Below are 15,617 nucleotides of genomic sequence, written 5' to 3'. Positions count from 1 at the left end.
GCGGGCCCACGGGCGCACGACCTCGCCTCGGCGGGCGCTAGCCTCGGCCATGGCCGAGCCCCTGACCCACTTCGACCCCTCCGGGGCGGCGCGCATGGTCGCCGTGACCGACAAGCCCGAGACGGCGCGCGCCGCGGTGGCGGAGGCCCGCGTGCGCATGGCCCCGGCCACGCTCGAGCGGATCCGCGAGGGCCAGATCGGCAAGGGCGACGTGCTGGCGGTGGCCCGCCTGGCCGCGATCGCGGGCGCGAAGCAGACGCCGCAGCTCATCCCGCTGTGCCACCCGGTGCGGCTGACCGGGATCGACGTCGAGTTCGTGCTCGAGCCCGACCTCCCCGGCGTCCGCGCCACCGTCCGCGTCAGCGCCGTCGACCGCACCGGCCCGGAGATGGAGGCGATGACTGCGGCGGCCGCTGCGGCGCTGACTATCTACGACATGTGCAAGGCGATCGACCGGGCGATGGCGATCGAGTCGGTCTACCTGGTCGAAAAGTCAGGCGGGAAGTCGGGCGTGTGGACCCGCGGGGGCGCACCGTGAGCGAGCCGCGAGTCGAGCGGTTCGCCGGGGCAGCAGGGGAGCTGCGCGGGCTGCTCGGGCGGGCGTTCTGCGACAACCCCGGGATGGTCGCCACGCTCGGCGAGGAGCGCCCGCGGCGGCTGGGGCGGGCGACCCGATTGATGGGCGGGCTGTCCGGGATGGCGCTGGCGAGCGGCACTGTCGAGGTGGTCCGCGCGGGCGGCAAGGTGGCGGCGGCGAGCCTGTCCTATGGGCCAGATCAGAAGCCGCGCGGGCGAGCGCTGCTGCCGATGTACCTCGCGGGCCTCAGCACCGGCCCGCGCTCGCTGGTCCGGCTGCTGCGGCTCGACGAGTTCCTGCGCACGCACCACCCGCGCGCGCCGCACTTCTTCCTCGCGGTGCTGGGGGTCGAGCCGGAGCTGCAAGGGCGCCAGCTCGGCTCGGCGCTGCTGCGCGCGCTGTCGGCCCGCGCCGACGCAGCCAGACTGCCGTGCTACCTCGAGACCGACCGCGAGCCGGCCAAGCGCCTGTACATGCGCCACGGCTACGAGGTCGTCGGCGAGCACGACCTGACGAATCTCGGCGGGGTGCGGTTCTGGCGGATGGAGCGGCCGGCGCGTCGGTGACCGTCGGCGCTCGCGGCAATCACTCGCAGTCGAGGGACGCGGCGAGTGATCGCCGCGGCGAAGTTGGGTCGCGCGGTTACTCGACGGTGACCGACTTGGCGAGGTTGCGCGGCTGGTCGACGTCGGTGCCCTTCAGATCGGCGAAGTGATAGGCGAGCAGCTGCAGCGGGATGCTGGCGAGGATCGGCTGCAGCTCGCCGGCGACGTCGGGCACGAGGATGAGGTCGTCGGCGAGGTCGCCGATGGTGTGGTCGCCGAGGGTGGCGACGGCGATGATCTTGCCGCCGCGGGCGCGCACCTCCTCGAGGTTCGACAGGACCTTGCCGTAGCCGGGGCCGCGCTGGGCCAGGACGACCACCGGCATGGTGTTGTCGACCAGGGCGATAGGTCCGTGCTTCATCTCGCCGCTGGCGTGGCCCTCGGCGTGGATGTAGCTGATCTCCTTGAGCTTGAGCGCGCCCTCGAGGGCCACCGGGTAGCACAGGCCGCGGCCGAGGAAGAGGCAGTCGCGGGCGCCCTGGTGGCGGCGGGCGACGATCCGGATCGCCGCGCTGGCGGCCAGGAGGTTGTCGATGTGGGCCGGCAGGTCCTGCAGGCCGTCGATCAGGGCGCGCGCCCGGTCGGCGGCGAGATGACCGGTGCGGCGTCCGAGGTGGATCGCCAGCAGCAACATCATGGTCAGCTGGGTGGTGAACGCCTTGGTCGAGGCGACGCTGATCTCGGGGCCGGCGTGGGTGTAGAGGACCTTGTCGGCGACGCGGCTGATGCTGGCGCCGAGGACGTTGCAGATCGCCAATGTCTGGGCGCCGCGCTGCTTGGCCTCCTTGAGCGCGGCGATGGTGTCGGCGGTCTCGCCCGACTGCGTGATCGCCAGCGCGAGGTCGGTGGTGCGCACGATCGGGTCGCGGTAGCGGAACTCGCTGGCGATGTCGACCTCGACGGGGATCCGCGCGAGGCCCTCGATCAAGGAGCGACCGATGAGGGCGGCGTGGAAGCTGGTGCCGCAGGCGAGCATGACGATCCGCGCGCACGCGCCGAGGTCGCTGCCGAGCAGGTCGAGGCCGTCGAAGCGGACGTCGTCCTCGACCACGCCGGCGCCGAGCATGGTGTCGCGGATCGCCCGCGGCTGCTCGTGGATCTCCTTGAGCATGTAGTGGCGGAAGCCCTGTTTCTCGGCCGCGGCCGGGCTCCACTCGACGCGCCGGCGCGGGCGCTGGACCGGCTTGCCGTGGGCGTCGACGAGCTCGTAGGTGGTCGGCGTGACGCGGGCGAGGTCGCCGTCCTCGAGGTCGACGACCACGCGCGTGTGCTGCAAGATCGCCGACACGTCGCTGGCGACGAAGTTCTCGGCCGCGCTGCTGTCCTCGCCGACCCCGGGCCCGCCGAGGCCGAGCAGCAGCGGGGCGCTGTGACGCGCGGCGACGATGGTGTCGGGCTGCTTCTGGTGGACGACCGCGATCGCCCACGCGCCCTCGAGCTGGGCCGTGGCGCGCACGACCGCCTGCAGGAGGTCGCCGCCCGCGCGCAGCTCGTGGGCGACGAGGTGAGCGATGACCTCGGTGTCGGTCTCGCTGGAGAACTGGTAGCCGGCCGTCTGCAGGCGCGCGCGCAGCTCGGCGTGGTTCTCGATGATGCCGTTGTGGACGACCGCGACGTCACCGGCGCGGTGCGGGTGGGCGTTGAGCTCGGACGGGCGGCCGTGGGTGGCCCAGCGGGTGTGGCCGATGCCGCACGGGCCGGCGAGCGGGTTCTTCTCGAGCGCCTGCTCGAGCGCGACGATCTTGCCCTGGCAGCGCGCGAGCTGGACGGGGCCGCCGGTGGTCGACGGGACGGCCACGCCCGCCGAGTCGTAGCCGCGGTACTCGAGGCGGCGCAGGCCGCCGAGGAGGAGCGGGACGGCGGAGCGAGCGCCGGTGTAACCGATGATGCCGCACATGATGATTTCTCCTGGCGAGAGGGGGCCGTGAGAGGGGAGTACCCGAGAGGGCCCGATTTAGTCCCGGAGGGCCGTCGAAGCAGCTCGGGCCGCGCGAGGCGCGAGCGAGCCCCGTACGCGCGAAGGGGGCCTCGCGCTTCCGCGGGGCCCCCTTTGGGGTATCACGAGCCGCCGCGGCGGTCGATTACTTGGCCGGGGCGGGCGCGGGCGCCGGCGCGGCACCTGCGGCCGCGAGGGCGTTGTTGGCGGCGCAGAAGGTGGTGTCCTTCTCGAGGCACTTGAGGTCGGTGTCGTAGTGGACGATCGTGGCGTCGGGCAGCGCGTCCTTGATCTGCGACTCGGCCTTGTCGGCGCGGCCGACGACGATCACGACCGGCACGTCGTTCATGAACTTGCGCGCCATGGTCTTCATGTCGGCGATCTGGGCCTTGCGGACCTCGTCGCGGTAGGTCTTGTAGTAGTCGCTCGGCAGGCCGTAGGTGAGGATCGTGCGCACGCGGCCGGCGACCTGGTCGGCGGTCTCGATGCTCAACGGGAAGCTGCCGATCGCCTCACGCGTGACGTCCTCGAACTCCTTGGTCGTGACCTCGGTGTCGCGCATCTTCGTGATGTGGCCGAAGATGGCCTTGAGCATCTCGCCGGTGGTGGCGGTCTTGGTCTTGGTCCAGATCCGCCAGGTGCCCGGGGCGACGCCCGGCTCCATCTTGGTGTAGATGCCGTAGGTGAGGCCCTTCTCCTCGCGCACGTCGAGGAACAAACGCCCGGTCGAGCCGCCGCCGAGGATGTCGAGGCGAGGTCGAGCTTGATCCAGTCGGGGTTCTTGCGCGCGAGCGCGAGGTTGCCGACGCGGATGTCGGACTGGGCCGAATTTGGCCGATTGACCAGGTGGACGATCAGCTTGGGCGGGTGCTTGTAGGCCTTGAAGCCGTTCAGCGGGTTGGCCGGGGCCTGGCCCTCGATCGGCTTCCACTTGGCGAACACCTCGTTGCCGAGCTTCTCCGCCTCGGGCACGGTGATGTCGCCGGAGAGGATCAGGTAGCTGTTGTTCGAGCGGTAGAAGGTGTCGTGGAACTTCTTGACCGCGTCGACGGTGACCGCGTCGATCTGCGCCTCGGTCGGCAGCGGGCGCCCGTACGGGTGGCCCGACGGGTAGGCGGCCATGTCGAACAGCTGGTCGGCGAGCACGTCGGAGTTCGACTTCATCGCCTTGAGGTTGGTCTTGGACTTCTCCTTCAGCTTGTCGAGGGCGGCCGGCGGGAACGCCGGGTTCATGACCTCGTCGGCCATCAGCGTCAGCGCCAGCTTGACGTCGCGCTTGAGCACCTGCGTGTACACGCTGGTGTCGTGGACGCCGGCGCCGGCGCCGAGGCTGCCGCCGACGAACTCGATCTCCTCGTCGATCTTGGCCTTGGTGCGGGTCTTGGTGCCCTCGCCGAGCATGTTGGCCGTCATCTCGGCCAGCTGCTCGTCGTCCATGGTGCCGGCCTTGATCACGAGCTGGGCCGTGACGAGCGGGACCTCGTGGTTCTCGACGACGTAGATCTCGAGGCCGTTCTTGGTCTGGATCTTCTGCAGGTCGGGGAACTGGACCTCACGCGGCTCGGTCGGCGGCGGCGGATCCTGGTAGACCCGCGCGGGCTTGTCGGCGACCGGGGGCCCCTCGACCGGCTTGTTGTCGGTCGGCGGCGTGGTCTCGCCCTTGGGCTTGCCGCAGCCGGGGGCGGCGAGAGCGGCGACGACGAGGGCAGTGGCGAAGGAATTCGTGGTGCGCGTAAACATGGTCGTTGGCTCCTGTCCTTGAGGTCAGCGCTGTCAGCCGGGGCCCATCATCGGCGCGCCGGTCGAACCGGGGTTGATCTCGAGGGTCAGCCAGTTGGCGCCCAGGTACTCGGTGGCGACCCGCTTGATGTCGGCGGGCTTGACCTGCTGGTACTTGTCCAGGTCGGTGAGGATGTGCTTGGGGTCGTTGTGGAACAGGGCGCCCTGGGCGATCTCGCCGGCGCGGCCGGCGTTGGTGGCCAGCGTCTCGACCGTGTCCATGACCTTCTTGTTGATCGCCTTCTGCAGCTCCTTGGCGGTGATGCCGCTCTTCTGGATCTTGGCGACCTCGTCGCGCACGACCTGCTTGATCGCGTCGAACTTGACGTCCTTGTTCGGCAGGGCCTGGACGAACACCAGGCCGACGTCGCGCTGGGCGAAGTGGGTGCCGCCGCTGAAGGCGGTCAGCTTCTTCTCGTCCTGCAGGATCTTCGGGATGCGCGCCGACTCGCCGACCAGCAGGATGTTGCCGAGCAGGTCGAGGGCGTAGCGGTCGGGGTGGTTGGCGCCGACGGTGTGCCAGCCGAGCAGGAACAGCGACTGCTGGGCCAGCGGATCCTCGACGACGGTCTCCATCGGCTTGCTGCGGTCGACCTGGCCGATCGCGGTGGGCGTGCGGTCCGGACCCTTCTTGATGTCGCCGAAGTACTTCTCGACCTTGGTCTTGAGGTCGTTGAACTCGACGTCGCCGACGAACACCAGCACCGCGTTGTTGGGCGCGTAGTACTTGTCGAAGAACGCCTGCACGTCCGGGGTCTTGGCGGCGTTGAGGTCCTCGAGGCTGCCGATGACCTCGTGGCCGTAGCCGGTGCCGGCCCACGCGGCCGACAGCCACTTCTGGACGGCGGCCGAGTACGGCACGTTGTCCATGCGCATGGCCTTCTCTTCCTTCACGGCCGAGCGCTGGTTCTCGAAGTTGGCGTCGGTGATCTCGAGCGAGCGCAGACGATCGGCCTCCAGCCACAACCCGAGCTCGAGGTACTGGCTCGGCAGGTTGTTGTAGTAGAGCGTCATGTCGTAGCTGGTGCCGGCGTTGTTGTTGCCGCCGACGCGCTGCACGAAGGTGAGGTGGCCCATCGGCGGCACGTTCTTGCTGCCCTCGAACATCATGTGCTCGAACAGGTGGGCGAAGCCGGTGCGGCCCTGGACCTCGTCGCGCGAGCCGACGTCGTACAGCAGCGTCATGTTGAAGGCCGGGGTCGAGTGATCCTCGACCACGTAGACGCGCAGGCCGTTGGCGAGCGAGAACTCCTGGATCGGCAGGTCGAAGCCGAGACCGCCCTTGGCCGGCTTCTTGGCCGCGGTCTTGGCAGGCGCAGGATCCGCCGCCGGCGCGGCGTCAGCGGCGATCGGCGAGATCGACAGGCCGCCGCAGAGGGTGAACAGGGCGAGGGTGCGTCCGGCGCGGCCGGCGAGGGCTCGGCGCGATCGTCCGTGAGACTTCAGCGTGGGCGACATGGGAATTGGTCGTCTCCTGCGAGGCCCGCAACCTAGCACACGGGTAAAGGTGGCTGTGGGACAAAGCGGGACCCTCGCACGGGCCCCAGACCCACGATCCCACCCGAGTTGTGCCCCGCTGCCGAGCAAGAGAACTCACGAGATTCGCCGGACGTCCGCGACGCGGGACCGGGCCTCGGACCCCCAATTCACCGCACCATCCGCCGGGCCCTCAGACCAGGTCGTCAGGGGCAGGCGCAGGAGGCGCCAGAAGAGGTGCCGCCGCGAGGTGCCGCCGCGAGACGCCGCCGTGTGACCCGTCCGACGTGGCCCCTGCGCCCGGATGTCGGGTTCGGCGCTGGTGGGACGGTTGACAGCGCCTTTGGGCTAATCCTATAAAGCGCGCGCCCTGGGGGGCGTTCCTGCGATCCCCAGAGCACGGGCAATTCTTCGGGCCCAGTCCTTCGGGCCCAGTCCTTCGGGACCTGCAGGGCCCGGCCTCACCGGGCCGAACAAATTCTGGGGCGTCGGCAAGTGGTAAGCCAGCGGTTTTTGGTTCCGCCATTCGTAGGTTCGAATCCTACCGCCCCAATTCTCTCCGCTGACCTTCGACCGAGGACCCGCGCTTGAACAAGACCTTCACGATCTTCGGCGGCAACTCGAACACGGCCCTCACCGCGGAGCTGTGTGACCACCTCGGCATCTCGCAGGGCAGGGCCCGGGCCGAGCGCTTCTCGGACGGCGAGATCTTCGTCGAGATCGGCGAGAACGTGCGCGGGGTCAACTGCTTCATCATGCAGTCGACCTGCTCGCCGCCGAATCGCAACTTGATGGAGCTCCTCATCATGATCGACGCGCTCAAGCGGGCGAGCGCCGGGTCGATCGTCGCGCTGATGCCGTACTTCGGCTACGCCCGCCAGGACCGCAAGGTCAAGCCGCGCACGCCGATCTCCGCCAAGCTGGTGGCCGACCTGCTGACCGCCGCGGGCGCCGACCGGGTGCTGGCGGTCGACCTGCACGCCGGCCAGATCCAGGGCTTCTTCAACATCCCGTTCGACCACCTGGTGGCGACGCCGGTGTTCCGCGACCTGCTCAAGCTCGAGGGTCTGCGCGGGCAGGAGGTCGTGGTGGTCTCGCCGGACGCCGGCGGCGTCGAGCGGGCCCGGCTGTACTCGAAGCTGCTCGACTGCCCGCTGGCGATCATCGACAAGCGGCGCGACGGGCCCAACGTCAGCCAGGTGATGCACCTCATCGGCGACGTGTCGGGCAAGCGGGCGATCCTCGTCGACGACATCATCGACACCGCCGGCACGCTGTGCAACGCGGCCGAGGCGGTGCTCAAGGCCGGCGCGACCGAGGTCTACGCGGTCGCCACCCACGGGGTGTTCTCGGGCCCGGCGATGGAGCGCATCAACAAGTCCGTCATCAAGCGGATCTGGGTGACCAATAGCTGCCCGCAAGAGGACCGGCTGGCTCGCTGCGACCGCCTGACGGTCGTCAGCCTGGGGCCGCTGCTGGCCGAGGCGGTCAAGCGCATTCACCACGGAGACTCGATCTCGAGCCTGTTCTACTGACGCAGGCCGACGAGCACGACCTCTGCCCAACCGGCGGCGAGCCCGATGGTGTGGCTCCCACCCGGCGGCGAGACAAGGGTCCCGAACAAGGGACCCGACGAGAGAAGCGAGACAATCACCATGAATCAGCAACGCGAAATCACGGTCCAGGTCCGCACGGGCACCGGCAAGGGCGCCGCCCACAAGCTCCGCGCGTCCGGCAAGGTCCCCGGCGTGATCTACGGCCACGGCGGCGAGCACCTGTCGATCGCCATCGACCCGCTGGTCCTGCGCAAGGCCGTCGATCCGGCCCGCAAGCGCAACACCTGGTTTGCCGTCCGTGTCCAGGAAGAGGGCAAGGCCGACCGCGTCGAGTCGTGCATCATCGTCGACCGCCAGCTCGACCTGGTCCGCGACGACGTCCTGCACGTCGACTTCCTGCGCGTCGACCCGAACCGCGAGCTCGAGGTCAAGCTGCCGCTCGAGTTCACGGGCCGCGCGGCCGGCGTGGCCGTCGGCGGTACGCTGAAGACGATCGCCCGGCAGATCCGCGTGGCGGTCAAGCCGGCCGACGTCCCGACCAGCTTCGTCGTCGACGTGACGCCGCTCGAGGGCGGGCAGACGCTGCGCGTGCGCGACGTGAAGTTCCCGGAGGGCCGCCTGCTCGACAACCCGAACATCCCGCTCGTCCTCGTCGAGGCCGCCAAGACCAAGGCGGAAGAGGGCGCCGATGCTGCTGCCGGCAAGAAGCCGGCCGCTGGCAAGGCTGCTCCGGCCAAGGCCGCTCCGGCCAAGGCGGCCGCCGCTCCGGCGAAGGACGCCAAGAAGAAGTGAGCCTCCACCGCCGATGTTGAGGGCGCGCGCAGATGGCCGACCAGGTGCCATGGCTCCTCGTGGGCCTCGGGAACCCCGGGGCCCGGTACGCGCGCACGCGCCACAACATCGGCTTCATGGCGGTCGACGCCTGGTGCGACAAGGCCACGAGCTCGCCGAGCTGGTCCGAGAAGTGGAAGGCGCAAGTCGCCACCATCGGCACCGGCTCTTCGCGCGTCGTGGCCTTGAAGCCGCAGACCTTCATGAACCGGTCCGGCCAGAGCGTCGTCCCGGCCGCTCAGTTCCTGCGCGTGCCGCCGGCGCAGCTCCTCGTCGTCCACGACGAGGTCGACTTTCAGCTCGGTCGCCTCGCAGTGAAGAAGGGCGGGGGTCACGGGGGGCACAATGGCCTGCGTGACATCCTGCAGCTGCTCGGCAACGGCGACTTCCTGCGGATCCGCCTCGGCGTCGGCAGGCCCGTGCACGGCGAGGTCGCCGATCACGTGCTGTCCGACTTCCGGCCCGACGAGGGCCAGGTCGTCGACGACCTGCTCGAGCGCGCCGTGGCGGCGATCACCTGCGTGACCCGTGAAGGCGTGGTCACGGCGATGAACAAGTTCAACACCACCTGACCCTGGCGCCTCGCCAGCTCTCCCATCTCAGTTCCCGGCCCCTTCGGGCCCGAGTAAAGGACTCCCCCCGTGGACATGCCGATCCAAAACTTGCTGTACGCCGTGCCGGCCTGCGGCGCTCTAGCCTTGCTGTACGCGGTCTTCACGACGGCCTGGATCACGAAACAGGACCCCGGCAACGTGCGCATGCAGGGCATCGCGGAGCAGATCTTCCGCGGCGCCATGGCCTTCCTGGCCGCCGAGTACAAGGTCCTGGCGATCTTCGTGGTCATCATCGCCGGCCTCCTGATCCTGACGGCCGATCCGGCGAGCTCGTCGCCGATGATCGGCGTGTCGTTCGTGTCGGGAGCGCTGTGTTCGGCGCTGGCCGGCTTCTTCGGCATGCGCGTGGCGACCCGCGCCAACGTGCGCACCGCCGCGGCGGCGCGCATCGGCCTGTCGCCGGCGCTGTCGGTGGCGTTCCGCGGCGGCGCGGTGATGGGCATGTGCGTGGTCGGCCTCGGTCTGGTCGGCTTCGGCGCCCTGTTCCTGTTCTTCCTCGGCCACTTCGACGCGCTCGCCGACGTCGACGGCGGCGCGGTCGAGCTGACCCGCGTCATCAACCTGCTGGCGGGCTTCTCGATGGGCGCCTCGTCGATCGCGCTGTTCGCCCGCGTGGGCGGCGGCATCTACACCAAGGCGGCCGACGTCGGCGCCGACCTGGTGGGCAAGGTCGAGGCGGGCATCCCCGAGGACCACTTCCTCAACCCGGCGACCATCGCCGACAACGTCGGTGACAACGTCGGCGACGTCGCGGGCATGGGCGCCGACCTGTTCGAGTCGTACATCGGCGCGATCGTCGGCACCATGGTGCTCGGCGCGGTCGCGGTGTCCGGCAAGCTCGAGGCCGCGATCCTGCCGCTGCTCATCGCCGGCGCGGGCATCGTCGTCTCGATCCTCGGCACCTTCTTCGTGCGCACGAAGGAGGGCGGCAACCCGCAGGTGGCGCTCGACACCGGTTCGTTCGGCGCCGCCTTCGTGATGCTGCCGATCTCGTACCTCATCATCGACTACTGCGTGCAGTCGGCCGCGGCCAACGGCACGCCGATGATCCTTGAGCAGGGCGCGGCCCCGATCGCGACCATGGCCCTGATGTGGGCGATCGTCGCGGGCCTGGTGGCCGGCGTCTTCATCGGCCTCATCACCGGTTACTACTGCTCGAAGGGCAAGCGCCCGGTCAACAGCATCGTCGCCCAGTCGAAGACCGGCCCGGCGACCAACATCATCGCCGGCATCGGCGTCGGCTTCGAGTCGACCGCGATCCCGATCTTCCTGATCGCTGGCGCCATCTACGTCGCCAACGACTTCGCCGGCCTGTACGGCGTGGCCCTCGCGGCGCTCGGCATGCTCTCGACCACCGGCATCCAGCTCGCGGTCGACGCCTACGGCCCGATCTCCGACAACGCCGGCGGCATCGCCGAGATGAGCGGCCTCCCGCCGGAGGTGCGCGGGCGCACGGACAACCTCGACGCCGTCGGCAACACCACCGCGGCGATCGGCAAGGGCTTCGCCATCGCCTCGGCCGCGCTGGCCGCCCTGTCGCTGTTCGCGGCCTACCGCAACGTCGCCTTCCGTCCGGGCGAGGAGCTGATGCTCACCAACCCGGAGGTCCTCATCGGCCTGCTGGTCGGCGGCATGCTGCCGTTCCTGTTCTCGGCGATGGCGATGAAGGCAGTCGGTAACGCCGCCATGGACATGATCACCGAGGTTCGGCGGCAGTTCCGCGAGATCCCGGTGCTGCGCGCCGCGCTGACCCTGGTCACCAAGGCCGAGCACGAGGGCCGCGACCTGACCCCCGAGGAGGACCGTCAGGTGATCGAGGCCGGCAGCAAGACCGAGGTCGAGCGCTGCGTCGCCATCAGCACCCAGGCGTCGATCCGCCGCATGATCGCGCCGGGCCTGCTGGCGCTCATCTCGCCGGTGGCCGTCGGTCTGTGGTCGCGCTTCGCGCTCGGCGGCTTGCTCGCCGGCACCCTGGTGTCGGGCGTGATGCTGGCGATCTTCATGTCCAACGCCGGTGGCGCCTGGGACAACGCCAAGAAGCAGGTCGAGGACCAGAAGAAGGACAACTCGCAGGAGGGCAACAGCGGCAAGGGTTCCGACCGCCACAAGGCGGCCGTCATCGGCGACACCGTCGGCGACCCCTTCAAGGACACCGCCGGTCCAAGCCTCAACATCTTGATCAAGCTCATGACCATCGTCGCGGTCGTGATCGCCCCGACCCTGCTCAAGCTGGCCTCGGGCAGCTGATTTAGGCCCCGCGGCCCCCTTGCAGGGGGACGCGTTCGGGGGTACACCTCGCGGCCCGTCCGGATGTTCCGGGCGGGCCGTTCGCTTTTTGTCCCGACAGCCATCCGGCTGCTGGGGGCGGCGGACGGCGAGGCCCTCCGGGGCCTTCTCCTTGCTCCCGTGGTGGGGGCCAGCAAGTCCACAAGGAGACTTACATGTCCGAAAATACAGTCGGCCAGGTCGTCTCGGTCCAGTCGCGCAAGGGTACGAAGCGCGAGTACGAGACCGTCATCATCCTTCGGCCCAACGTCAACAAGACCGGGATCCTCGAGCTCGTCAACAAGATGCAGGGCGTGTTCGAGAAGTACAGCGCGCGCCTGATCAAGATCGAGAACTGGGGCAGCCGTACGCTGGCCTTCCCGATCAAGCGCTCGCCGACCGGCATCTACCTCTACTGGCGCTTCCTCGGCGGCTCCGACATCGTCCACGAGTTCGAGCGCAACCTGCAGATCGCGGAGTCCGTGCTCCGCTACTACACGGTGCGGGTCGAGGACGACGTCGACCCCGACGCGCGGCCCTCGGAGATGACCGAGGACCTGCTGCAGGCGGTGGCCGAGCCGCCGCCGGAGCCGGAGCCGCAGCCCGAGCCGGTGCGCGAGGAAGAGGACCGCGTGTTCTCGGACGACGACGGCGACGACGAAGAGAGGAGGCGCTAAGCCATGAGCGACGAGAAGACTTCATCCCGGCCGAGCAAGGCCAGCCGTGCTTCGCTGCTCGCCAGCGACAAGACCCTGGTCATCGACTACAAGAACCCGCAGCTGCTGCGCGCCTTCCTCACGGATCGCGGCAAGATCGTCCCGGCCCGGATCTCCGGCGTGACGGCCAAGCAGCAGCGCCAGATCACCAAGGCGGTCAAGCGCGCGCGCATGCTGGCGCTGCTGCCGTACACGGTGGCCTGACCTTCGAGGACAGAAAGGTTTTTCGCTCATGTTGGAACTCATCCTCCGCAGCGACGTCCCCGGTCTCGGCCGCGCCGGCGAGGTGGTCAAGGTGCGCCCGGGTTACGGCCGCAACTACCTCATCCCGCGCGGGCTGGCGCTCGCCGCCACCCGCGGCAACATCGCCCAGCTCGAGCACCAGAAGCGCCTGATCGCCGCCGAGCAGGCGCGCGTCCTCGCCGAGCACAAGGCGATGGCGCAGAAGCTCAAGGGCGTGTCGGTCTCGATCGCCCGCAAGAAGGGCGGCGAGGGCAAGCTGTTCGGCTCGGTGTCCACCAAGGACATCGCCGAGGCGCTGGCCAACCAGAACATCACGATCGACCGCAAGCTGATCAAGCTCGACGAGCCGTTCAAGAACATCGGCACCTACGAGGTCCCGGTGCGCTTCAGCGGCGACATCACCGAGACGATCCGCGTCAACGTGGTCGGCGTGTGAACGCCGAGCCGGCCCGTCACGGGTCGGCCGCGTGCGTGTGAATGAAGAGCGAGGGGTCCGCGATGCGGGCCCCTCGTCGCTTTCTTTCGGGCCGCGGACGACCGCGGCGGACGGCTACTCGCCCTGGAGGCGCTGGGCGCTGCAGTCGCCCATGAGGCACTGGGCCGAGTAGACGCCCTTCTGACCGCAGCCGGCGACGTGGTACTTGCCGTAGACCTCGTCGCCGCGGACCTTCAGCTTCTCGGCGTCGCACTTGAAGTCGGCGGCGGCCTGGGTGCGCGTGACTTTCTCCAGCTTGCCGGCGCAGGCGGACAGCGCGAGGGCGGCGAGGGCGACGAGGGCGAGGCGCATGCGGTCACCTTGCCACGATGGGCCGCGGCGTGAAAGGGTGGAGCGGATGGAACGCCGCTACCTCGCCGACTACGACGCGCTCGGTCTGCCGCCGGACGAGGCGATCCGCGCCGTCTTGGCCCGCGCCGACGCCGACCCGCAATTCCGCCTCGACCTCGATCGGGTGTCGTTCCAGCCGATGCCGATGCTCGCCGACGAGCTCGACTGCCACGCGCCGAACTTCATCGTCGTCGCCATGGATGGCGCCGGCAACGCGTTCGGCTTCTACGTCGAACCGAAGGTGCTGCGCACGATCGGCATGCCGTGGGTGCTGTGGGATCACGAGGAGGACGCGCTCCTCCATGTCGCCGACGACACCGGCGAATTCTTCTCGCGGCTGCTCGACGCTCATCTGCAGTGGAAGCCGGACGACCCGAGCGCGCGGCGCGTGCGGGAGGTGCTGACGGAGCTGGGTCTGCAGCTCGGCGCGCCCGGCTCGAGCCCGCCGGGGTTCCGCGACGGCAAGCCCGCCGCGTGGTTGCCGGCGGGCCCGCTGTCGCACTAGGACGGGTCCATCGCGCCGCACGCGTGCTCGACAGGAGGCGCGCGGCTCGGGCATCCTCCGGGGCTGGCCATGGTTGGACGTACTCTCCCGCACAACAGCGAGGCCGAGGCGGCGATCCTCGGCGGCATCATCCTGCGCGGCGATCAGGCGCTGCTCGACGTGCTCGACGTGGTGCGCGAGGAGGACTTCTACGTCCCGTCGCACCAGGCCGTGTTTCGGGCCATGCGGGCGCTGTCGGAGAAGCGCGAGCCGATCGACACGGTCACGCTCGAGGCGCAGCTGCGGGCCAGCGACGAGCTCAAGCTGGTCGGCGGCATCGAGGCGCTGACGCGGCTCGCCGATCGCTACGCGACCAGCCGCAACATCACGCACCACGCGGAGATGGTCCGGCGCCAGGCGACCATCCGCAACCTCGTCGTCGTCACCAAGGAGATCGCCGAAGAGGGGATGGGCGACCTCGAGAGCCCGGACGAGTTCATCGACCAGGCCGAGAAGCGGGTGCTCGAGGTCAACGAGCGCGGGCGCAAGACCGGCTACGTGTCGTCGCGCGACCTGCTGATCCAGGTGTTCAACCAGATCTCGGAGCGGGCCAAGCGGAAGAACCCGATCACCGGCGTGCCCACCGGCTTCACGCAGCTCGACCACATGACCGGCGGGCTGCAGCCGGGCGACCTCGTGATCATCGCGGCGCGCCCGTCGATGGGCAAGACCGCGTTCGTGCTCAACCTGGCGCAGAGCGCCTGCATCATGCCGCAGCGCTTCGACGGCCTGCCCGACGGCGAGAAGCCGGTGATGCACCCGGTGCTGTTCTTCTCGCTCGAGATGGGCGCGAGCCAGCTGGTCGAGCGCGTGCTGTGTGCCGAGGCCCGCGTCGACGCGGGCAAGCTGCGCACCGGCAACTATCTCGAGGAAGAGTGGATCCGCATGACCAGCGCGGCGTCGCGGATGGCCCAGAGCAAGTTCTACATCGACGACCAGGCGGCGCCGTCGATCCTCGAGATGCGCGCGCGTGCGCGCCGCTTCAAGGACGACAAGAGCATTTTCCCTGGCATCGAGGGCCAATTCGGGATGATCATCGTCGACTACCTGCAGCTCGCGCGCGGCGGCAAGTCCCGCTACGACTCGCGCGAGCAGGAGATCAGCGAGATCTCGCGCGGCCTCAAGGCGATGGCCAAAGAGCTGCGGATGCCCGTCCTGGCGCTGTCCCAGCTCAACCGCGCGGTCGACACCCGCGCCGATCACCGGCCCCAGCTGTCGGACCTGCGCGAGTCCGGCGCCATCGAGCAGGATGCGGACGTCATCATGTTCATCTACCGCGCCGAGCGCTACGCCGCGACCGAGGACGAGAAGAAGAAGGTCGAGAACCAGGCCGAGATCATCATCGGCAAGCAGCGCAACGGGCCGATCGGCGAGGTCCCGCTGATGTTCATCAAGCACATGACGCGGTTCGAAAACCCGGCCGAGCCGGGCTTTCATCGCGACTGAGGCGCGCGGCCGCGGCCGACGGGCGGACTCCTCCGGCCATGGGGGCTCGCGTGGGTCCGTGAGGGTCCTCGCCGGGTGTTCGCGCCGGTGCCTGCGCCGTCGCCGAGAGGTGGCCGCGGCGCCCGCAGGATCGCCTGGAAGGCCTGCAGCGGCCGTTTGGTCGCAACGTAGCGGCGCCGGCGCGGTCCGTGCTAGGTTCTGAG

General features: G+C 69.5%; 16 protein-coding genes and 1 tRNA gene. 12 read left to right on the top strand and 5 right to left on the bottom strand.

The features are described from left to right. Nucleotides 1-49 precede the first annotated feature (49 nt). Both moaC and OV090_RS50455 read left to right on the top strand, forming a co-directional pair. Nucleotides 50-538, top strand: coding sequence for a cyclic pyranopterin monophosphate synthase MoaC (gene moaC / locus OV090_RS04045; RefSeq protein WP_267702135.1), 489 nt, complete (start codon nucleotides 50-52; stop codon nucleotides 536-538). Further along, nucleotides 535-1,143, top strand: coding sequence for a GNAT family N-acetyltransferase (locus tag OV090_RS50455; RefSeq protein ID WP_267702134.1), 609 nt, complete (start codon nucleotides 535-537; stop codon nucleotides 1,141-1,143). Before moaC ends, OV090_RS50455 begins: the two co-directional genes overlap by 4 nt. 76 nt (nucleotides 1,144-1,219) lie before the next feature. On the opposite strand, the gene glmS is transcribed toward OV090_RS50455, so the two are convergent. From glmS to OV090_RS04020, 4 genes are all read right to left on the bottom strand, one after another. Then, entirely contained in the window at nucleotides 1,220-3,079 is a 1,860-nt protein-coding gene (gene glmS, locus OV090_RS04035) for a glutamine--fructose-6-phosphate transaminase (isomerizing) (RefSeq protein WP_267702133.1), read from the bottom strand. 184 nt (nucleotides 3,080-3,263) lie between these two features. Further along, nucleotides 3,264-3,680 carry a hypothetical protein gene (locus tag OV090_RS04030; RefSeq protein ID WP_267702132.1) on the bottom strand — a complete coding sequence of 139 codons (417 nt, stop codon included), beginning with the start codon at nucleotides 3,678-3,680 and terminating at the stop codon, nucleotides 3,264-3,266. Continuing rightward, the gene (locus OV090_RS04025) at nucleotides 3,608-4,858 is read right to left on the bottom strand and encodes a pitrilysin family protein (RefSeq protein ID WP_267702131.1); all 1,251 of its coding nucleotides are present in this window, start codon (nucleotides 4,856-4,858) and stop codon (nucleotides 3,608-3,610) included. Before OV090_RS04025 ends, OV090_RS04030 begins: the two co-directional genes overlap by 73 nt. A 33-nt stretch (nucleotides 4,859-4,891) precedes the next feature. After that, entirely contained in the window at nucleotides 4,892-6,355 is a 1,464-nt protein-coding gene (locus OV090_RS04020; protein WP_267702130.1) for a pitrilysin family protein, read from the bottom strand. Between the two features lie 499 nt (nucleotides 6,356-6,854). Here OV090_RS04020 and OV090_RS04015 point away from each other — a divergent pair. The 8 genes from OV090_RS04015 to rplI all read left to right on the top strand — a co-directional run bounded on the left by OV090_RS04015 (nucleotide 6,855) and on the right by rplI (nucleotide 13,034). Then, nucleotides 6,855-6,926: transfer RNA gene (locus OV090_RS04015), tRNA-Gln, on the top strand. A gap of 34 nt (nucleotides 6,927-6,960) precedes the next feature. After that, nucleotides 6,961-7,908 (top strand): ribose-phosphate pyrophosphokinase, encoded by a 948-nt coding sequence (locus tag OV090_RS04010; RefSeq protein ID WP_224193268.1) that lies wholly within the window; start codon nucleotides 6,961-6,963, stop codon nucleotides 7,906-7,908. A 120-nt stretch (nucleotides 7,909-8,028) separates the two neighbouring features. After that, nucleotides 8,029-8,721 (top strand): 50S ribosomal protein L25, encoded by a 693-nt coding sequence (locus OV090_RS04005; protein WP_267702129.1) that lies wholly within the window; start codon nucleotides 8,029-8,031, stop codon nucleotides 8,719-8,721. Nucleotides 8,722-8,765: 44 nt separating this feature from the next. Beyond that, on the top strand, nucleotides 8,766-9,332 hold the full coding sequence (gene pth, locus OV090_RS04000; RefSeq protein WP_267702128.1) for an aminoacyl-tRNA hydrolase: 567 nt from the start codon (nucleotides 8,766-8,768) through the stop codon (nucleotides 9,330-9,332). A gap of 75 nt (nucleotides 9,333-9,407) precedes the next feature. Beyond that, nucleotides 9,408-11,621, top strand: coding sequence for a sodium-translocating pyrophosphatase (locus OV090_RS03995; protein WP_267707066.1), 2,214 nt, complete (start codon nucleotides 9,408-9,410; stop codon nucleotides 11,619-11,621). Nucleotides 11,622-11,815: 194 nt separating this feature from the next. Beyond that, nucleotides 11,816-12,316, top strand: coding sequence for a 30S ribosomal protein S6 (gene rpsF, locus OV090_RS03990; protein WP_267702127.1), 501 nt, complete (start codon nucleotides 11,816-11,818; stop codon nucleotides 12,314-12,316). A gap of 3 nt (nucleotides 12,317-12,319) precedes the next feature. Continuing rightward, complete coding sequence (gene rpsR, locus OV090_RS03985; protein ID WP_096332290.1) at nucleotides 12,320-12,559, top strand: 30S ribosomal protein S18; 240 nt, start codon at nucleotides 12,320-12,322, stop codon at nucleotides 12,557-12,559. A gap of 31 nt (nucleotides 12,560-12,590) precedes the next feature. Then, nucleotides 12,591-13,034, top strand: coding sequence for a 50S ribosomal protein L9 (rplI, locus tag OV090_RS03980; protein ID WP_346660381.1), 444 nt, complete (start codon nucleotides 12,591-12,593; stop codon nucleotides 13,032-13,034). Between the two features lie 114 nt (nucleotides 13,035-13,148). On the opposite strand, the gene OV090_RS03975 is transcribed toward rplI, so the two are convergent. After that, nucleotides 13,149-13,385 (bottom strand): hypothetical protein, encoded by a 237-nt coding sequence (locus OV090_RS03975; protein WP_267702125.1) that lies wholly within the window; start codon nucleotides 13,383-13,385, stop codon nucleotides 13,149-13,151. 46 nt (nucleotides 13,386-13,431) lie between these two features. Between OV090_RS03975 and OV090_RS03970 the strand changes: the two genes are divergently transcribed. Together OV090_RS03970 and dnaB are read left to right on the top strand one after the other, a co-directional pair. Next, nucleotides 13,432-13,929 carry a hypothetical protein gene (locus tag OV090_RS03970; protein ID WP_267702124.1) on the top strand — a complete coding sequence of 166 codons (498 nt, stop codon included), beginning with the start codon at nucleotides 13,432-13,434 and terminating at the stop codon, nucleotides 13,927-13,929. A 69-nt stretch (nucleotides 13,930-13,998) separates the two neighbouring features. Then, nucleotides 13,999-15,414 carry a replicative DNA helicase gene (gene dnaB, locus OV090_RS03965; RefSeq protein WP_267702123.1) on the top strand — a complete coding sequence of 472 codons (1,416 nt, stop codon included), beginning with the start codon at nucleotides 13,999-14,001 and terminating at the stop codon, nucleotides 15,412-15,414. The last annotated feature ends 203 nt before the right edge of the window (nucleotides 15,415-15,617 follow it).

It is taken from the genome of Nannocystis sp. RBIL2, from assembly GCF_026626745.1.
GTDB lineage: Bacteria > Myxococcota_A > Polyangia > Nannocystales > Nannocystaceae > Nannocystis.
Note: the sequence above shows the minus strand (reverse complement) of the source record. Positions and strands in the feature narration are given on the sequence as shown.